The sequence below is a fragment of the Acidovorax sp. LjRoot194 genome (genome assembly GCF_964253015.1).
In the GTDB taxonomy this organism is placed as follows: Bacteria; Pseudomonadota; Gammaproteobacteria; order Burkholderiales; family Burkholderiaceae_C; genus Acidovorax.
The window spans coordinates 5,693,230-5,712,435 of the sequence record NZ_CAXUQB020000001.1 but is presented as its reverse complement, the minus strand read 5'-3'; the positions used below and the strand labels follow the sequence as shown (position 1 = coordinate 5,712,435).

The window sequence follows — 19,206 nt, the reverse complement described above, 5'->3', positions numbered from 1 at the left end:
CACATGACCTCCACACGACAACCGACAGATCGGCTGCCGCGCCAGCGCATGCTCCCCGCCATGCTGGCCCTGGCGCTGGCAGGCACGGCAGCCCCCGTCTCGCAGCTCGCTGCGGCACCTGCACCCGCCCCGGCTGCGGAGACGACCGCCGGGTCGCTGCCGTCCGAAGGTGGCGTGCGTGTGCAGCGCAACAGCTTCAAGGACCTGGGCGCCCTGTTCCCGCTGCAGTTGCGCGGTGTGGACGGCACCAGCGGCGTAGCCTTCAGCGTGCGCAACGACGAGGTGGTCACGGGCGCGAAGCTCAAGCTCAACTACTCGTACTCGCCCGCGTTGCTGACCAACCTGTCGCACATCAAGGTGATGGTCAACGAGCAGGTGGCCGCGACCATTCCGGTCACCACGCAGCAGGCGGGCGAGAACCTGCAGCGCGAGATCACCATTCCCCCGCGGCTGATCACCGAGTTCAACCGGCTGAACCTGCAGCTCATCGGCCACTACACGATGGAGTGCGAGGACCCGCTGCACTCGAGCCTGTGGGCCAACATCGGCAACGACAGCGTGCTGGAGCTGACGGTGGCCCCTGTGGCGCAGACCAACGACCTGGCACTGCTGCCCCAGCCGTTCTTCGACCGCCGCGATGTGCGCCCGCTGGAGCTGCCCATCGTGTTCAACGCAGCGCCCAACACCGCCGCCCTGCAGGCCGCGGGCACGATGTCGTCGTGGTTCGGTGCGCTGGCGGGCTTTCGCGGCGCCAAGTTTCCGTCCTTGGTCGGCGAGTTGCCGGCACGCGGCAACGCCGTGGTGATGGTGGCCGGCCGCGCGCAAGTCCCTGCCGGCCTGTCGCTGCCCGACATCCAAGGCCCCACCGTGGCGGTGGTCAGCCACCCTGCGGACCGCAACGGCAAGCTGCTGCTGGTGATGGGCCGGGACGATGCTGAACTGGCCACGGCGGCCAAGGCGCTGGCGGTGGGGTCTTCGGCCCTGTCCGGCTCGGTCGCGCGGATCACCGACGTCACCGAACTCAAGCCCCGCAAGCCCTACGACGCACCCCACTGGCTGGCCAATGACCGTCCGGTCAAGTTCGGCGAGCTGGTCGAGGCCCCGACGCTCAATGTGACCGGCTACTCGCCCGACCTGATCCGCGTGAACTTCTTCTTGCCGCCCGACCTGTTCGCGTGGCGCCAGAAGGGCATTCCGGTCGACCTGCGCTACCGGTACACCCCGCGCCCCAACGCCGACAAGTCCACGCTCAACATCAACGTGAACCAGCAGTTCCTGCGGTCGCTGCCGCTGCGTTCCGCGACGCACGAGGAGCCCGGCGCCCTGGACCGCCTGCTGACCAAGGTGATGCCGCTGAGCGAAACCGGGCCGGAGCGCGAGAAGTTCCACATCCCCCTGTTCAAGCTGCCCTCGCAATCGCAACTGCAGCTGCACTACTACTACGACGTGGTCAAGCAGGGCGCCTGCAAGGACGTCCCGCTGGACAACGTGCGCGGCTCGGTCGAGGCAGACTCGACCATCGATATCTCCGGCTTCAAGCACTTCATCGCCATGCCGGACCTGGCAGCGTTTGGCAACGCGGGCTTTCCGTTCACCCGCATGGCCGATTTGTCGGACACCGCGGTGGTGATGCCGGACAAGCCGGGCCTGGCGGAGTACGGCACCTACCTGGGCCTGATGGGCATCATGGGCCGTGTGACCGGCCACCCCGCGATGGGCGTGACGGTGGCGCAGGCCCAGCAGGTGGACAAGCTCTCCGACAAGGACCTGCTGGTCATCTCGTCGGGCGGCGGCAATCAGCCCCTGCTCAAGCAGTGGGCCAGCTCCATTCCGGCTGCGCTGCAGGGTGAGACCAAGAGCTTTCAGCTGGCCGATGTGGCCCACCGTCTGATGCGCTGGTGGGGCTTCGAGGATGAGGCCGGTGTGCAGACGCGCCGCAACCAGGTCGCGTTCTCGAGCAGCAGCACCGACGCCTTCATCGCGGGCTTCGAGTCGCCCCTCAAGAGCGGCCGCAGCGTGGTACTGGTGGCCAGCAACCAGCCCGCCGGGCTGTCGCAGGTGGTAGACGCGCTGCTCGACGCCGATGCGCTCACGCAGGTGCAGGGCAGCACCACGGTGATTCGTGGCAAGCAGGTCGACAGCCTGCTGGCCGAGAAAAACTACTATGTGGGCCAGCTGGGGCCGGTGCTGTACGCGCAGTGGTTTCTGTCGCGCAATCCGCTGCTGTTGATCCTGCTGGGGGTGTCTGCTGCGGTGCTGGTGGCCATCGTCATGTACCTGTCACTGCGCGCACGCGCCAGGGCACGCCTGAAGCAAAAGGCATGATGAAGCCGCGCGGTGCACCGATGCCCGCCCTGATGTTCTGAAACAAGCAATTGGTTCCCGGCCCCTTTGTGGGCCGGGGCCACATGGGAGAAGGAAGGCATGTCCTCCAAAAACCGTCGTCACCACACACTCGCGCTGGGGCTGATGGCCTCGCTGATGGCGCCCGCAGCCTGGGCCCAGACGGGCGCCGAGCAGACCCTGCTTGACCAGGGCCAGTACTGGCAGGAGCGCGGCGACACGGAGCGTGCGGGCGAGGCCTGGCAAAAGCTGTTGCGCATCAACCCGCAAAACGCCCAGGCCTTGTACGGCATGGCGCTGGTCGAGCTGAACGCCCAGCGTCCCGAGGGTGCGCAGCGCTACCTGACCCAGCTGCAGGCTGCCCACCCGCGCAGCCCGCTGGTGAGCCGGCTGCAGGATTCCATCCGCAGCGGACGCAGCGCACCCCAGATCGAAACCGCACGCCAGCAGGCCCGTAGCGGCCAGGCCAGCCAGGCGCTGAGCACCTACCAGGCCGCGCTGGGCGACCGCGCGCCCACCGGTCCGCTGGCGCTGGAGTACTACCAGACCCTGGGCGCCACGGCCGGCGGCTGGGACGAAGCGCGCCGCGGCCTGAGCCGCCTGGCGCAGGAGTCGCCCGAAGACCCGCAGATCGCCCTGGCCCTGGCACAGCACCTGACCTACCGCGACGCCACGCGCCGCGAGGGCATCGGCCAGCTGGCGCGCCTGGCGGGCCGCCCCGACGTGGGCAAGACCGCCACCGAAAGCTGGCGCAAGGCGCTGGCCTGGACGGGCACGCGCTCGGCCGACATCCCGCTGTACCAGGACTTTTTGCGTGCCAACCCCGGCGACACGGCCGTGCAGACGCGGCTGACCCAGGCGCAGAACCTGCAAAAGCAAGCGCAAACCACCGCACGGCCCGGTGCGGGGGCCGACCCGCTGCGCCAGCGCACCACGGCCGGATTCCAGGCGCTGGACGACGGCGAGCTCGATGCGGCAGAGACAGCTTTCTCAAGCGTTCTCGAAGCCCGCCCTGCTGACGGCGATGCGCTGGGCGGCCTGGGCATCCTGCGCTTGCGCCAGGAGCGCTTTGCCGACGCGCGCGGTCTGCTGGAGCGCGCCTCCCGTGCGGGCTCGGCCAGCCGCTGGAAGCAGGCGCTCGATAGCGCCACGTATTGGAGCCTGGTCGAGCAGGCCACCAGCGAGCGTGAGCGCGGCGACACGGCAGCCGCCCAAAAATCCCTGGAGCAGGCGGTGCGCCTGAACCCGGCCGAGGTCACGGCACAGACCGACCTGGCGGACCTGCTGGTCGAGGCCGGGCAGTACGACGCCGCCGAGGCCGCCTACCGCCGAGTGCTGGCACGCCAGGCCGACAACCCCGACGCGGTGCGCGGCCTGGTCGGTGTGCTGGCCCAGAACAACAAGGCGGCCGAAGCGCTGGCATTGGTCGAGAAGCTCTCGCCCTCGCAGCAGGAAAAGGTCGGCGCCCTGGGCCGCCTGCGCGCAGCGCAGGCACTGGGCCAGGCCCGTGCCGCCACCGAGCGCGGCGACACTGCGGCCGCACGCGCGGCGCTGGAAGACGCGCTGCTGAACGACCCGGCCAGCCCGTGGGTGCGACTGGACCTGGCACGCCTGTACCTGCGCATGGGCGCCGTGGCGGAAGCCCGCGGCGTGATGGACGGCCTGCTGATTTCCAACCCCAACATGCCTGAGGCGCTGTATGCCAGCGCGCTGCTGGCCTCTGAAGCCAGTGACTGGCCGGGTGCGCTGGCGCTGCTGGACCGCATTCCCGAGAAGCACCGCACACGCGACATCGCCGCGCTGCAAAAGCGGGTGTGGGTGCACGTGCAGTCGTCGGCCGCCTCGGCCCTGGCCGCGGAGGGGCGGCAGTCGGAAGCGCTGGCCACGCTGGCCCAAGCCGAGTCGTTTGCCACACAGGACACCGAATTGCTGGGTGCACTGGCCCTGGCCTATGCCGACGCAGGCGAGCCCCAGCGCGCGCTGGGCATGGTGCGCCAAGTGCTGGCACGCACCCCGCGTCCCGATGTGGGGCTGCGCCTGCAATACGCCGCCACGCTGCTCAAGACGCAGCAGGACGTGGAGCTGGCCGGCATCTTGCGCCAGCTGCAGACCGCACCGATGAACGATCGCGAGCGCAAGAGCTTTGCCGACATCCGCCGCGCGTACATCGTGCGCCAGGCCGATGGCCTGCGTGAAGCCGGTGACCTGGCCGCTGCGTACGACACGCTGGCCCCGCTGCTGGCCGAGCAGCCCGAAGAGCCGCTGGCCATGGCCGCGCTGGCCCGCATGTACGCGGCCAACAACGACTATGCGCAGGCGCAGGCGCTGTATGCGCGGCTTTTGGAGAAGTCGCCCAACGACGTGCCGCTGATCCTGCAGACCGCGGCCATGGCCACCGGTGCCAAGGACTACGGCTACGCGGAGTCGCTGCTGTCCGTGGCGCTGGCGCGTGCGCCGCGCGACCCCGAGGTGCTGACCGCTGCGGGGCGGCTGTACCGGGCCCAGGGCAAGAACAGCAAGGCCACCGAATTCTTCACCGCCGCGGTCGCTGCAGAGAATGCCCAGCGCGATGCCGTGCTGGCTGCCAGCGGCGTGTCCGCCGGGCCCGCCCGGTCGGGCAATCCGTTTGCCCAGCGTGCAGGCCTGCAGCGCACCAGCAACGGTTTGTCGGTGCCTGTCGCCGCAGGGTCCGGCTCCGTGGCGCGTTCGCCGGTGGGCTACACGCCCATGCAGTACGCACCGCAGCCGGTGGCGCGCAGCAATGTGCCTGCCGGGCTCTACATTCCGGATCCCGCAGGCGCCAGCCGGTTTGCGCCGCCCGCGCAGATGATGGTCCAGGCGCCGCCCATGACCCCTGCGAGCTACTACCCGGACGTGGCCAGTGCAGCACCGGCGGCTGAAAGAACCACCGCGTCGCCGCCTGCCAGCGCACGGCGCAACACCACGGCGGCCAATGCCCGCACGGCCACCGCGCCAGCGCAGCGCCAGGCACCGGCGTCTTCCCTGTCGGCCGCGGCAGCACCCGGCGGCGGCACCGCGCCTGCCTACCTCCCTTCGTATGCCCCCGCGGCAGTGCCCGCGCAGCCGAATGCTGGTGCAGGCTACATTCCGCCCGCACAAGGCTATGCCGGCTACCCTGGCATGCAGCCGGCGGCCCCGCAGCAGCAGCGCGCACCCGCCGCCACCCAGCCGTCGGCATGGGCCACCGCGGGCGGCTTGAACGCGGTGCCAGACCCCACCCGTCCGCGCACCGCGCGCGACGAGCTGCGCGAGGTCCAGCAAAGCCAGATCAGCAGCTTCTCGGTGGGCGCCACGGCCCGTGCCCGCCAGGGCGAGGCGGGCATGAGCCAGCTGTCCGAGATCGAGGCACCGGTGCAGCTGAAGATGAGCGTGGGCGACGGCCATGTCGTGCTGGGTGTGACGCCCACCGGTGCCAGCGCCGGATCGCCGGGCTCGCCGTACGGCACCATCAGCCGGTTCGGCGGTGGTCCCGTGACCGCACTCGATATGCCCGAGCGCGCTGCAGGTTCGCAAAGCGACAGCGGTATCGGACTGAGCGTGGGCTACGAGACCAGCGCGCTCAAGGTCGACATCGGCACCACGCCCCTGGGCTTCGGCCAGGCGGATGTGACGGGCGGCGTGCGCTACCGCATGCCCATCAACGACGACCTGACCATGGCCGTGGATCTGTCGCGCAGGCCGGTGACCGACAGCCTGCTGTCGTTCGCGGGTGCCCGCGATGCCCGCACGGGCGACCGCTGGGGCGGGGTGTCCGCCACCGGCGGGCGTCTGGACGTGACCTGGGACGACGGCGAACTGGGCGTGTACGGCTACGGCTCGCTGCACGGGGTGACCGGCACCCGCGTGCGCAGCAACGCACGCGTGGAAGCCGGTGGCGGCATGTACTGGCACGTGCACCGCACGTCCAATGCCGACCTGACCGCCGGCCTGAGCTTCTCGGGCTTGTCCTACCAGCGCAATCTGCGTTACTTCACGGTCGGCCATGGCGGGTACTTCAGCCCGCAGCAGTTCTTGTCCTTCGGCATTCCCATCGAATGGGCGCAGCGCAATGGCCGCCTGTCCTATCAGCTCAAGGGCTCGGTGGGCGTGCAGTACTTCAAGGAAGACGCGGCGCCGTATTTCCCCAACAGCCCGTCGCGCCAGACCGCTGCTGCAGCCGCCGCCAGCGACGCGCTGGCGTTCGGCGAGACCGGTGCCACCGCCGTCTACCCGGGCCAATCCCGCACGGGCCTGGGCTACAACCTGGGCGCTGCGATGGAGTACCAGATGCACCCGCAGGTGTTCCTGGGCGGCCACCTGTCGCTCAACAACGCCCGCAACTACCGCGAGTTCGCCGGCGGGCTGTATGTGCGCTACGCCTTCCAGCCCTACAACGGCCTGCAGGCTTTCCCGGTCAGCCCGCTGCGCTCGCCGTACGCCAGCAACTGAGCACCGCGTCGCATCGCACTGCACTGCTCTGCGCAAGCAGGTTGCGAGGCTGCTCTGGCTCGTCGGGCCGACGATTCAGAGCAGCGAGCCGACACACCAGCCGCCAGCCCATGGGTCAAATGGCCCACTGGCCCGGTCAAGGCAGAATAAAAAAAGACCCCCCACGCCGAAGCATGGGGGGTCTTTTTTATGGCGTGGTAGTTTGGGGGGCAGGGTACGTCAGGCACCACCACCCCGGTCCATCCATGCTCAGCGCGTACCGATGAAGACCGTCTGGAAGCGCACGCCCGTCAATGTGCGCGCGGCCGTGAGGACGCGCAGGCCCGTCACGGTCTGCCCTGCCGCATCGAAGCGGGCAGATGCCACACCCGTCTGGTTGGGCGAACTGTTGAACGGGCAGCCGCCACCGGTATAGGCCAGGTTCTGCACGCGGTAGAGATTGTTGCCGCCGCCTTCATACGCACTGACCACGCCCGTGAGCGCGCAGCCGCTGCTGGTGGTGCCCTTGATCTCGCCCAGCGCGTTGAGCGTGAGGGTCATGCTGGTGCCGCCAAAGCCGATGGAGGGGCTGCTGTACGTGCCCGCCAAGCGCGCAACCGACGAGGACAACAGCGCGTTGTACGGGAAGGTGGTGTCCGGCACCATCGAGAACGCTGTCGCAGCGCTGCCCTGGGCAGGGTTGGCATATGTGCCGGTGAAGCTCACGCCCGTGCGTGCATCGCCGCTGAGCACCATCGACTCGGTGTACTGCGTCTCCAGCGGATTCTGGTGATTGAAGTACGCACCATCGTTGGAGCTCACGAGGCTGCTGCCGGCGGTGACGAGCAGCGTGCCGTATAGCGAGTCGTAGCCCGCGCCGATCGGGCGGTAGAAGAAGTAGCCGCCGTCGGGCAGCACCGAAGCGGACACCGACGTGGCGCCCGACCCGCTGACGGTGCCCGTCCAGTTGCCCGCTGCGCTCTGGGCGGTGGGGGCTGGCGTGGGGTTGTTCGGGCCGTCGGCCTTGCCTTCCAGCACGAAGGTGTTGGACGGGCCGGTGGCGTTGCGGGTCATCATCCAGATGCCGCTGCGCTCCGTGGGGCTCGTGTCGAACTTGAGTACGGCCACGCCCGCCTGCGTGGTGCCTGCGCCGGCGCACAGCGTCTCGTTGCCCGAGAGGTTCATGGACACGCCGTACACGGCCGAGTCGCTGGCGCGCGGGATCACGGTGCCCGTCACGGTGCACGCTCCGACGGAGCCCGTGAGCGCGCCCTGCGCGGTGATGGACAGCACCCAGCTGCCCCCGAACACGCCGCCGCCGCGGTAGGTGCCCTCCATCAGCGACAGGCGTGCGGGGTGGTTGTTCAGATCGCTGTAGTTGAGCTTGAACGTGGTCGTGGCGCCGGTGGCTGCCGCGGTGGCGATGGGGTCGCTGTAGTTGCCGCTGATGGCATTGGTGCGGCCGGTGGCCGCACTGGCCGATGCGGTGCCGCGCAGCGTCACGTTGGTGGCGAACTTGCCGTCGCGCACCGAAAAGTAGGTCACGCCGGTGGCGAGCACCGTGGTGCGGTCGACGCTGAGGCGCCCGTACAGGCCGTCATACCCTGCAGAGCTGGCCGCCTCGCGCGCCAGGTAGAACTCACCGCCAGTTCCCAGCGGGCCGGGGTCGATGTAGCCAAACACCTGGCGCTGCAGCGCGCCCGTGCCCACGGTGCCGGACCAGACGCCGCCCGGGTACTGCTGCACGCCGGGTGCGGGGCCCACGTCCCCCCCGTCGGAGGAGCCGCCGCCGCAGCTGGCAAGCAATGCCGCACATGTCAGGGAGAGCCAGGAGAATTTGCGCATGATGGACTGGAAAGAAGATGCTGGAAATGACGGGAGTTCGGGGCGTGGCACTCTGCGGCAGCGTGGACTTGTCAGCCGCCTGGTGGCCGAGGCCAGCGCAAAAGACAGCGAGAGCAATGCCCGTCCAGCCCGAGAGACCGCCCGGCCAAAACACTGCGTGCGGGGCCGGGCTGCTGTATCCAATTGTGCCAGCTATGGGTAAAAAGGCCTGCTAAAAATCGCTTCCAGGCGTAGCGGCGGCCCCGGCGGGAATGACTGCCGTGGGCCCAGGCCGACGTGATCGATGGCTACGGTGTGGTAGCTATGAAATGTGTAGCAATAAAGGCAATCACAACAAGCGGCAGGGGCATTTTTGGCGTGTCCACCGCCGCCAAAAGAAAAGGCCGGGCACCCTCGCAGGTGTCCGGCCTTGTCAGCCTGTGGTGCCGCACCGTGTCTGGCGCGGGCTCGGCTGGGGGTATCAATCGTCGTTGGTCGCCAGGCTGATGAGGATGCGCAGCACGTACCAGAGCATCAGCGCGATGGAGGCGAACAGGTGCAGCGCAGCGCCTGCAGGGCGGTCGGCCGGGTAGTCGTGAATGATGCGCGAGGTGTCGTACAGCACGCAGGCGCCGGCAAACAGCACCATGATCCCGGAGAACCAGATACCCAGCTTGAAGCCGAAGATCGCACCGGCCACGATGGTGCCCAGCGCCACCAGGCCGCCTACCTTGAGGATGCCGCCCAGGAACGAGAAGTCGGACTTGCTGGTGAACGCCGTCCAGGTGAGCGCCGCCACCATCAGCAGCGTGATGAACGCAGCCGCACCGATGGCGCCAGGCACCAGCAGCTGGGCGATGCCGAACATCGGCGCGAAGATCAGGCCTTCGGCCAGCACGTACAGGCCCAGGCCCATCAGCTGGGTCTGCGGGTTCTCGGCGTTGTCGGCCAGGTGGGATGCCAGCCAGCCCACGAGCATGAAGGCGCCCATGACGCCCAGCCAGATGAATTTGTTGCCGCTGCTCATCAGCATCTTCGCTGTGGTGGTCGAAAAGCCGCTCATCATCAGAACGGCGGAGAGCACGACGAAAGCCAGGATGGCGGCGCCCAGGTGCTTGTACGTCGAGACGATGAAATCGCGCCGCTCCAGCGGTGCGCCGGCGGGTGTCTGAGGCGACAGTGCGTTGGGATTCATGGTGTAGGTCCTCCGGTGATGAAACTTATGGTTGCTGTGATCACGCTGTGTGAGAGGGGCGCGCGCCGGGCGCTCCCCCTCCCTCCCTCTCGTGTGTCTTGCGGGGTGCCGGCACCGGTGCGGGCCGCCACGTCCTGAAAGCGTCAGGCGGATGCAGCCTGCGCGTCTTGCTGGTCTTCGCTGCGCCGCAGCTTGCGGTTGGCCCACACGCCGCCGGCGCCCACCAGGGTCAGGAAGACCGCCAGGATCCACATGCCTGCACCGCTGAACGACTTGGCACTGGACTGGGCGTCGGCCAGCAGGCGCTGCTTGCTGGCTTCGTACGCGATCACGGGTTGGCCACCCGTCACGATTTCATAGACGAGGTCGTTGTCGCTGGAGTCGAACAGCGCGGTCACCTTTTCATCGATCAGGTTGCCCACCAGGGCAGGCTGCGTGCTGTGGTCGATGCGCAGCTTGCGGTCTTCGCCGCCGGCCTCGGGCTTCACGGTGATTTCGTAGTACTTCTTGGTGGTGCGGCGCTTGCGCGTCACGGTGACTTCAGAAGCGCCCGTCACGGTGCCTGCGACCGAGGTGAGCTGCTCGCGCGCCTTGTAGGCGTGGTCGCCGTCGGCCTTCCACTGGCTCCAGACGGACATGCCGATCAAGCCGGGGCCTGCAATCAACAGCAGCCATGCGTAGCCGGTGATGAAAATCAAGATTTTGCGGACGAATCCCATGAAAACTCCCTGTGTGTGTTGTGTGTGTTTTTTTGGTCCGCCGGCTCGCCGTTCAGGCTGCAACGGAGCGCGCATTGGCGATAAAAACGCCAAGGCCGCGATGATCTGCGAGTTAGGTGTGAGGGATGTTTCAAAGTGTTGCGCGCGTAGCATGGTTGCCGCAACTTGACAAACATGCCCTTTCGCGGCGAGTGGAATTCGTGTAAGGAGTGGGTCAGTTTTTGTACTGAGTTGCTGAGGCCCGAGCGGCCACGGCTGGTCCGCTCAGCTCAGTGAGACTTCAGCACGTCCACAGTACAGACCGGTCCGCGCACGCAGGTAGCCCGGCCGCAGGCCCGCAGCGCAATGCTCCGCCCCATCCATGGCAGCGCCAGGCCTGCAAACGCAAGGTCAAAGTCAAGGTTTCAGGGGGAGCGGGGCTGGGTGCAGAACCTGCAAAATGGTCTGCCCGGCGCTGCGTTGCACAGCGCGCACGTCTGGCGGTTGCGTCAGAGCCCAGCTGCGGGGCGAAACGCTGCAGTCAGCAGAGCAGGGAGGGCCGCGGCTGTTGCGCCCGGCCACTCACCCACCTACTGGCTGCTGGCTCTGTGCCTGTCTGTCGTCAGAACGGAATATCGTCGTCCATGTCATCAAAGCCCGACGCCGCGCGGGGTGCCTGCGCTGCGGGCGCAGGTGCGGGGCGCTGTGCCGGAGCCGGTGGGCGGGCTGCCTGCTGCGGTGCAGGGGCTGCACGCCGTGGAGGGGGGGCCTGGTCGTAACCGCCGCCCTGGTCGCCACCGTAGCCACCGCCGTCGTCATAACCGCCGCCACCTTGCTGGCCGCCACCGCCACCGCCGCCCATGCCCTGGCGGCTGCCCAGCATCTGCATCTGGTCGGCACGGATTTCGGTGCTGTACTTTTCCACGCCGCTCTGGTCGGTCCATTTGCGGGTGCGCAGGGAGCCTTCCACGTACACCTGCGAGCCCTTGCGCAGGTACTGGCCGGCGATCTCGGCCAGGCGGCCGTTGAAGACCACGCGGTGCCATTCGGTGGCTTCGCGCATCTCGCCGCTTTGCTTGTCTTTCCACTTGTCGGTGGTGGCAATCGTCACGTTGGCCACCTGATCGCCACTGGGGAAAGTACGCATTTCAGGGTCGCGGCCCAGGTTGCCGACGATGATGACTTTGTTCACGGATGCCATGCTGCTCTACCTACCTTGAAGTTAAAGGGCGCCCGTCGTTGAGAAGGAGTCCAGGCGCCAAACGCTCCATTGTGCCGCAACGTCGCCAGCCCGGGCCACAACGCGAAACGCCCGGCCGGAGGGGCCGGTCAGCGCCCCACGGGCCGCAAAGGCCAGGTCAGCACCAGCCACAGGGCCGTCAGCCCCGCCGTCACCGCAAACAGGCCCGGTGCCCCCGCCCACTTCACCAGCGCGCCGCCCAGGGCCCCACCGGCAAACAGACCGAGCGACTGCAAGGTGTTGTAGCTGCCCAGGGCGGCACCGCGCAGCAGCGGCGGCGCCATGCGCGACACCAGGCTGGGCTGGCTGGCCTCCAGTGCGTTGAACCCGCAAAAGAATACGAACAGCAGCGGCCCCAGCACCCACAGGGTGGCCTGCATGCCGCTGGCGGCCAGCGCACCCAGGCCCACCTGCACCAGCAGCACCAGCGCAATGGCGCCCAGCAGCGCGGCACGCAAGCGCCCCGCCCGCTCCATCGCAAACAACCCGCCCATCGCCGCGAAAGACAGCACCACGGCGGGCAGGTATACCTGCCAGTGGTGGTCCTTGGCCAGCCCCGCCTGCACCAGCATGGCCGGCACGGCCACCCACATCGACAGCTGCACCGTGTGCAGCACGAAGACGCCCAGGTTCAGGCGCAGCAGATCGGGGTGCGCCCACACATCGGCCAGACGGTCGCGGGGAGCGTTCTTGTGCTGCAGCGGCTCGGGCGGCACCCACCACAGCACCACCGCAATGCCTGCCAGGGCCAGGGCGCAGGTCAGACCGAACAAGCCCCCCAGACCGATATGTGCCGTCAGCACAGGTGCCGCCACCAATGCCACGGCGAACATCAGGCCGATGCTGCCACCCACCAGCGCCATCGCCTTGGTGCGCACCGCGTCGCGCGTCTGGTCGGCCAGCAGCGCCGTCACGGCGGCAGACACGGCACCAGCGCCCTGCAGCGCACGGCCCACCAGCAGCCCGGTGAGGGAGTCGGCCAGCGCCGCCAGCAGGCTGCCGGCAGCGAACACCAGCAGCCCGAGCACGATCACGCGCTTGCGGCCAAACCGGTCGGATGCCATGCCCAGCGGCAATTGCAGCATCGCCTGCGTGAGGCCGTAGATGCCCATCGCCAAGCCCACCAGCGCCGGGTCGTCGCCGCCGGGATATTTGCGGGCCTCCAGCGCGAACACGGGCAACACCAGGAACAGGCCCAGCATGCGCAGCGCGAAGATGAGTGCCAGGCTGAGGCTGGAGCGGCGCTCCAGCGGGGTCATGGCGGAGGGAGACACGGGCGCGGAAGCGGCGGTTGGCAAGGGCTGGGGCACGTCGGGGCGCACGGATGGGGGCGTGGGTGAAAGCAAGCGAAGCCGCGATTTTCGCCCATCGCCTCGGTGGGCTCCCAAACCGGTCTGGACCGGGGCTGATTCACGCGGGTTATGTGCCCCAAATGCCCGCTGCTGCGTGCGGGGCTGGTGACAGACGTGTGCTGTGGCGGTGGCCGCAAGCATCCTCTCAAGCACCGCATCCGCGCGGCGGGCCCGTGCCGAGCAATGCGGCCCGCTGGCCTGCGTGTCGGCGTCTCTTCAGGCGGCATGCGCGTCCGGTTGCCGGCCCTCCATGCCGCACCCCCTTGGCTGTCAGGATGGGTGCGGCAATGGTGCAGCGCCTCAGCCGGCGCGGCGTTGGCGGTATCTCACTCCCAGCCAGCCGACGATGGACGCCATGAGGGCCAGCGCCCAAGGGTTGTCGACAGGAATTCCCACAGCGCCGCTTCCGGGTGCGGCCAGGGCGGGCGCGAACGGGTCGCGGATGGTGCCCAGCGCAGAGTCGGAATCGCCGACGCCGTTGTCGGTCACTGTGTAGACCACCGTACGGCGGTCGGGGCTCAAGGTGGCGCCGGTCCAGGCGAACCAGGTGGAGGTGAGCGCGCCGGGCGTGGCTGGCCCGAGCTTCCAGAACTGCACACCTGCCGGGAGGGGATCCGGATAGTTCAGCGTGAGGGTGACATTGCTCGTGCAGCCCGTGGCGAGGAATTGGAAGCCACCATGGGGAAGCGTATAGCCTCCCGGCGTACTGCCAGGCGTGATGAACGCTGTGCCGCCGCTGTTGAGCGTACAAGCGGCGCCGCCGCCCGACAGGGTGGCAGTGGCCAAGCCTGCCATGCCCGGGACCGCGCCGGACACTACCAACTGCGCATTCACGGAGAAGGTACGGGTGACCTGTGCCGCTGCCAGATAACTGCCGTTGCCCGCCTGGTCTGCATTGATGGTGCAGTTGCCCGCCGTCAAGAAGGTCAGCGCACCGCCGGGAGTGATGGAGCACGAGCCCGGCGAGCCGGAGGTGAATGTCGGTGACAAACCAGAGTCGGAGGTGGCTGTCAGCGTGGGGGTGGTCCCGAAGTTCTGCGTGCCCGGGTTGGTGAAGGTGATGGTCTGGACGGCTTTGGGCGTGACGGAGTTGGATGCCGCGGAAGCCGCGCCCGTGCCAGCGGCGTTGTCCGCCGTCACGGTGAAGGTGTAGGCCTGGCCGTTGGTCAGGCCCGTGACCACGATGGGCGACGATGCTCCGCCGACCGGTGCCACGTCGGGCGGGTTGGCGGTCACGGTGTACCCCGTAATGGCCGTACCGCCGGTATTGGTGGGCGCTACGAACGCCACCGACACCTGGGTGTCGCCCGCCGTGGCGACCACGGATGTGGGGGCGGCCGGCACAACGGGGCTGACCGTGAACGACCGAGAGACCTGGGTGGCCGCCAGGAAGCTGCTGTTGCCCGCCTGGTTGGCGTTGATGGTGCAGGTGCCGGCCGTGACGAAGGTCAACACCCCTGCGGAGGTGATGGTGCACACACCCGTCGTGGACGAGGTGAAGGTTACCGGCAGCCCCGAGGTGGAGGAAGCGCCCCCGCCCAGGGTGGACAGGTTCGGGCTGGTGCCGTAGGTCTGCGTCCCCGGATTGGCGAAGGTGATCGTCTGTGGCGATGCCGGCGTGACCGAATTGGAGGCCGCCGAGGCCGGCCCCGCGCCCGCGCTGTTCGTCGCGGTGACGGTGAAGGTGTAGGCCACGCCATTGGTCAGACTGGTCACGGTGATGGGTGAGCCTGCGCCGGTGCCCGTTATCCCCGTCGGACTGGAGGTGACGGTATACCCTGTGATGGCGGCCCCCCCGTTGCTGGCCGGTGCGCTGAAGGTGACCGATGCCTGGGTGTCGCCCGCCGTGGCGGTACCGATGGTAGGTGCGCCGGGCACGATGGCGTTGACCGTGAATGTACGCGGCACCGTGGTGGCCGCGTTCCAGGTGCCGTTGCCGGCCTGGTCTGCGCTGATGGTGCAGGAGCCAGCCGTCACGAACGTCAGCGTGCCGCCACCCGTGATCGTGCATACGCCTGTGGTGGACGAAGTGAACGTCGGTGCCAGACTGGAGGAGGCGGTCGCCGTCAATGTGGGCGAGGTGCCGAAGCTCTGCGGGCCTGGGTTCGCGAAGGTGATCGTCTGGTTGCCCTTGGGCGTCACGGAGTTGGATGCGCCAGACGCCGTGCTGGTGCCCACGCCGTTGGTAGCCGTGACGGTGAAGGTATAGGCCGTGCCGTTGTTGAGCCCGGTGACTGTCGCGGTACAGGCTGCCGGCCCCGCGCATGTGCCAGTGGCCCCTCCCGGGTTGGCCGTGGCGGTGTAGGTCGTGATGGCGGAGCCGCCATTGCTGGCCGGCGCGGAGAACGTCACGGAGGCTTGGGCATCGCCCGGCGTGGCGGTGCCGATCGTGGGGGCGCCTGGCGCGGTGAGGACGTTCACCGTGTGCGTGCTGCCGCCGTTGTACGCGGGTATGGAGTTGCCCACACCATCAATGATGTTGGTGCCCCCATTGAGGTTGACCTTGAGGGTGCCTGTGCCACTGATGCCGGCGATGTTCACGTTGACGGTTGACCCGGTGCTTGCGGACACGCTGGCGATGCTGCCGGATGCCGACCCCGTCCCCACGAGCGTGAAGTCGTCGGTGGAAACGTTGGCCACGGACTCGCTGAAGCTCACCGTGAAAGCCATGCTGGTGGCGCCGCTGCCGGGCGACCCGTTCACCGCGATGCTGCTGACGAACGGCGCGATGTTGTCCACGGCGGCGTTGGTGGTGTCACCCGTAGTTGTCGCATTGCCGGCGTTGTCCTGGGCGGTAACGACGACGTTGCGGTTGTTGGCAGCGATGCCCCCTGCCACGATGGTGTAGGTCGCCGTCCAGGTGCCGCTGCTGTTGGTGGCCGGCACCGCGGCACCGCCGCCGAACTGGGCGAAGTTCACCGTCACGCTGTTGATGATGTCGGTGTTGTTGTCGCCGCCGGCCGTGTTGTCCCACGTGGCCGTGACGGTATCGCCGATCCGGTAGGCGCCCCCAATGCCCGAAGCACCACTGATGTTGATACTGCCGTCCGTAACGGTGAGGGCAACGCTGTCCACCGTGGCGTTGGTGGTGTCGGCCGTGGTGGTGCTGCCGCCGGCATTGGTGGCGGTGACGCTGACATTGCGGTTGGTGGCGTCAATGGAGCCCGCCGTGATGGTGTAGGTGGCTGTCCAGGTGTTGCCGCTGTTGGAGGCCGGCACGGCAGAGCCGCCGCCGAACTGGCTGAAGTCCACCGTGACGCCCGTGATGCCGCTGTTGTTGTCGCCACCGGCGGTGTTGTTCCAGGTGGCGGTGACGGTGTCGCCGATCTTGTACGCGCCGCCGGTACCCGAGCCGCCTGAGATGCTGATGCGGCCGTCGGACACGAAGGGGACGGGCCCGATGGCCCCCTGGATGGTGAAGTTGCGGAATTCGAAATAGGGCTTGGTAGTGGAAGCGCCGCTGGTATCGAACACCAGCTTGAAAGCCTTGAGCTTGACGCCAGCGAAGTTCGCCAGTTGGCCTGCCCCGAACGAAAACGTTTCCTGCGGAGTTGCTGTCCCATTGATCGAGGTCGAAGTCACCGTCGTGTTGTCGGGTTTGATGCCGACGATGTGCACATTGGTGAATTGCCCTGCGGTAGGACCTGTGCCGTACTCCCCTGCCACCAGCCCCGTGAGTTCGAAAGCCCCGGTGTTCACGCCGTCCGCTGCGACCTGGAAGTAAGTGCCTGTGGTGGTTGCGTTGTACCCGGTCTGCAGGTAGGCAGGATTGGGGGGCCCAACGTAGATGCTGATGTTGGTGATGAGGCTTCCGCCGCTGTCCTTGCCGGTGACGATGAAGTCCGTGGAGTTCAGGCTGGTGTTGTTGTCCGTCCAGCCCGAAGAGAAGGTCTTGGTGCCGCTCGATGCCACCAGCACATGCGAGAAATCCTTCAAAGCCTTGTCCGAGAACGCCACGGTGGTTTCGATGCTTCCGCGCACCACCTCCAGGTCCCAGTCTCCTCCGAGCGCAAGGCTGCCTGTGGGGTTGCTGGAGGCAGCCACATCCAGGCCGGTCTGCTGCCGAACGATGTCCAGCAAGGCGCTGCCCTCCGAACTAGCCGCCAGATCGCAGCCATAGAAAAGCAGATCGGCACCGGGCCGTACCGCCTCGCGCAGCGCGGACAGAGCAGCCAGTTCCTCGTGGGCGTTTTCGGGTGTGATGCGGCTGTTGCCCAGCAGCAGCACGCCGGCGCTGGCGTGCGATACCACGTGGATGGCTGCCAGGTTGCGGTGGCCGCGCAAGGCATCGGCCAGCTGGGGCAGGCCGGGCAGTGCTGGATCGATCTCCACGGCCACCGCGCCGGGCTTCAGGCCCCGGTACAGCGTGGCTTTGTCGGCGACGGAGCCGTCGATGACCACCAGTTCGGTGGCCACCGGCTGCTGCAGGATATCCAGGGTGGCGACGTCGGTCGGTGCAGCGGCATGCCGGGCCGATGGCTTGGCCTTTTGGGGCGCCGTGACGGCGGGGCTCAAGGCGTCTATCTGCAGGCGCGCATGGCTGCGCGGCTGATAGCCCCCACGCATCAGGTATCCCCCGGCCGAGGTGGCCGCGGCGTGGGCTGCAAAGGGAAACAGCAGCGTCGAAAGGCCGCTGAGCAGGGCACGGTTCATGGGGTGTCCTTGGTAGTGTGCGTATTGGGAACGTTGGCCCGGCGGGGGGCGACGATGCTGGCCGAGGTACCGGTCTGGTCCTGCCAGAAGTCCATGTCCTGGTATTTGGCGAACAGGTCCGGGGGAAGGATGCTGCGTCGCGGCTTGAAGGCGACCTTCTTCTTCACATCGTGCAGGCCCTTGACGCCGAGGTGCTGGTCGAACTCGTTCTCGGAATACTCGACGTTGTCGAAGTCGTGCTGGAACGACTCCTCGCCGAGGAAGCGGTAGATCAGCTCCAGGGTGCGCTGGGGGTGCTGCGTGAGGAGGTCGTAATCCACCAGCAAAAGCCGGTCAGAGAACTCGCCGTAGTAGGCCTCCTTGAGCGCGGTCCAAGCGCTGCCCACGGAGCCGCCCGCAGACATCATGACCTCGCAGCGCGAGTAGACCGTGTGCCGGCTCCCCGCGTTGTACATGCGGCTGTAGTCGAACGGGTTCTTGCGGTGGATGACCTCGAAGCTGTCCATCACCCAGGCGGGGTTGCGCACGCAGCAGACCATCTTGAAGCCGCCCACCAGCTCGGCCAACTGGTGCATGCGTGCCGTCCAGTGGCGGTTGGTGTCAAAGATGACGGGCTCGGTCTTGTCAGCGTAATAGGCATCGATCAATGCGCGGCAGATGGCCTTTCGCTTGGTCGCGTCGAAAAAAGCGTAGGACTCGCTGCCTGCCCCCATCTGCTCCAGCACGCCGTTGACAAGGCCTGCCACAGGGCTGCTCATGGCCGCGTGAAAGCGCGGGTTCTGGCGCAGGATGCCTGCGAGCAGGGTGGAGCCCGAACGGGGAAGGCCGGAAATGAAATGCAGGGTCTGGGGCATGTGAATGTGGCGGCGGGTGCACCCGGCCGTTGCCGGGGCGCACAGGGCGTACTGGTACTGTGTACGGGAGGCCGCGTCAGTTGCGGGCGGGGAAATCGCCCCGCAGCGCGATGCAATATCTCAGCACCAGGAAGGGCTGTCGATTCTCATGGGGCTGCGTCCCGCCGTTGACAGCGATACTGTTGGAGGACATGGGCGTGGAGGGCGCTGCACCCGTTTGCATGTACTGGATGACACCAGTGCCTCCGCGCACATCGCGGCTCAGGTAAGCGTCGCCTTTGGGCGCCGGCTCAGTGCCTGGATTGTTCATGCCTGTGATGAGATGGTTGTGCAAAGGCATCTCGGTCGGCATCAGCGTGACGCTGTCAGTCCCTGGCATTTCACCCAGCACCCACGTGCTGAGGCCTGGGCCCTGGCCGGGCGCGACCACCACGCGGCTTTGCAGATTGGGCAGAGCAAACGTGGTTTTGCCATCTCCGCCATAAGTCGCCCCCAAAATCGAGAACAGGGCCGTATTGCTCATGATGGTCATGACTTGACCATTGCAATAGGCCCAATCCTTGGGCGGGAAGCTGTAAGGGAATGCCCTGATCTCTCCGATGAACTGTTCCATACGGTC

The 19,206-nt window shown here is 67.6% G+C and carries 10 protein-coding genes; 2 read left to right on the top strand and 8 right to left on the bottom strand.

Annotation, left to right across the window (positions count from 1 at the left end):
* Window positions 1-3: 3 nt before the first annotated feature.
* Both bcsB and ACSQ3N_RS25845 read left to right on the top strand, forming a co-directional pair.
* Window positions 4-2,325: a cellulose biosynthesis cyclic di-GMP-binding regulatory protein BcsB gene (gene bcsB / locus ACSQ3N_RS25850; RefSeq protein WP_056171367.1), complete on the top strand. Its 2,322-nt coding sequence runs from the start codon at window positions 4-6 to the stop codon at window positions 2,323-2,325.
* Window positions 2,326-2,424: 99 nt separating this feature from the next.
* Window positions 2,425-6,792: a cellulose synthase subunit BcsC-related outer membrane protein gene (locus ACSQ3N_RS25845; RefSeq protein ID WP_436147840.1), complete on the top strand. Its 4,368-nt coding sequence runs from the start codon at window positions 2,425-2,427 to the stop codon at window positions 6,790-6,792.
* 249 nt (window positions 6,793-7,041) lie between these two features.
* Here the strand turns inward: ACSQ3N_RS25845 and ACSQ3N_RS25840 are convergent, their stop codons facing one another.
* From ACSQ3N_RS25840 to ACSQ3N_RS25805, 8 genes are all read right to left on the bottom strand, one after another.
* Entirely contained in the window at window positions 7,042-8,616 is a 1,575-nt protein-coding gene (locus tag ACSQ3N_RS25840) for a hypothetical protein (protein WP_235507446.1), read from the bottom strand.
* 460 nt (window positions 8,617-9,076) lie between these two features.
* Window positions 9,077-9,790, bottom strand: a complete 714-nt coding sequence (locus ACSQ3N_RS25835) for a Bax inhibitor-1/YccA family protein (RefSeq protein ID WP_436147839.1) — start codon at window positions 9,788-9,790, stop codon at window positions 9,077-9,079.
* Between the two features lie 143 nt (window positions 9,791-9,933).
* Window positions 9,934-10,509, bottom strand: coding sequence for a hypothetical protein (locus tag ACSQ3N_RS25830; protein WP_436147838.1), 576 nt, complete (start codon window positions 10,507-10,509; stop codon window positions 9,934-9,936).
* Window positions 10,510-11,110: 601 nt separating this feature from the next.
* Entirely contained in the window at window positions 11,111-11,689 is a 579-nt protein-coding gene (gene ssb / locus ACSQ3N_RS25825) for a single-stranded DNA-binding protein (RefSeq protein ID WP_056171362.1), read from the bottom strand.
* A 128-nt stretch (window positions 11,690-11,817) separates the two neighbouring features.
* Complete coding sequence (locus ACSQ3N_RS25820; protein WP_056171360.1) at window positions 11,818-12,987, bottom strand: MFS transporter; 1,170 nt, start codon at window positions 12,985-12,987, stop codon at window positions 11,818-11,820.
* A 393-nt stretch (window positions 12,988-13,380) separates the two neighbouring features.
* On the bottom strand, window positions 13,381-17,733 hold the full coding sequence (locus ACSQ3N_RS25815; RefSeq protein ID WP_436147837.1) for a DUF4347 domain-containing protein: 4,353 nt from the start codon (window positions 17,731-17,733) through the stop codon (window positions 13,381-13,383).
* Window positions 17,730-18,587, bottom strand: coding sequence for a sulfotransferase family protein (locus tag ACSQ3N_RS25810; protein WP_056171355.1), 858 nt, complete (start codon window positions 18,585-18,587; stop codon window positions 17,730-17,732). Before ACSQ3N_RS25810 ends, ACSQ3N_RS25815 begins: the two co-directional genes overlap by 4 nt.
* 76 nt (window positions 18,588-18,663) lie before the next feature.
* Window positions 18,664-19,200: a phage tail protein gene (locus ACSQ3N_RS25805; RefSeq protein WP_056171352.1), complete on the bottom strand. Its 537-nt coding sequence runs from the start codon at window positions 19,198-19,200 to the stop codon at window positions 18,664-18,666.
* Window positions 19,201-19,206: the final 6 nt, after the last annotated feature.

Excerpts from the sequence above, each read along its gene's own strand:
- ACSQ3N_RS25830 (WP_436147838.1), bottom strand. The coding sequence starts at position 10,509 with ATGGGATTCGTCCGCAAAATCTTGATTTTCATCACCGGCTACGCATGG.
- bcsB (WP_056171367.1), top strand. The coding sequence starts at position 4 with ATGACCTCCACACGACAACCGACAGATCGGCTGCCGCGCCAGCGCATG.
- ssb (WP_056171362.1), bottom strand. The coding sequence starts at position 11,689 with ATGGCATCCGTGAACAAAGTCATCATCGTCGGCAACCTGGGCCGCGAC.
- ACSQ3N_RS25820 (WP_056171360.1), bottom strand. The coding sequence starts at position 12,987 with ATGACCCCGCTGGAGCGCCGCTCCAGCCTCAGCCTGGCACTCATCTTC.
- ACSQ3N_RS25835 (WP_436147839.1), bottom strand. The coding sequence starts at position 9,790 with ATGAATCCCAACGCACTGTCGCCTCAGACACCCGCCGGCGCACCGCTG.
- ACSQ3N_RS25805 (WP_056171352.1), bottom strand. The coding sequence starts at position 19,200 with ATGGAACAGTTCATCGGAGAGATCAGGGCATTCCCTTACAGCTTCCCG.
- ACSQ3N_RS25815 (WP_436147837.1), bottom strand. The coding sequence starts at position 17,733 with ATGAACCGTGCCCTGCTCAGCGGCCTTTCGACGCTGCTGTTTCCCTTT.
- ACSQ3N_RS25810 (WP_056171355.1), bottom strand. The coding sequence starts at position 18,587 with ATGCCCCAGACCCTGCATTTCATTTCCGGCCTTCCCCGTTCGGGCTCC.
- ACSQ3N_RS25845 (WP_436147840.1), top strand. The coding sequence starts at position 2,425 with ATGTCCTCCAAAAACCGTCGTCACCACACACTCGCGCTGGGGCTGATG.
- ACSQ3N_RS25840 (WP_235507446.1), bottom strand. The coding sequence starts at position 8,616 with ATGCGCAAATTCTCCTGGCTCTCCCTGACATGTGCGGCATTGCTTGCC.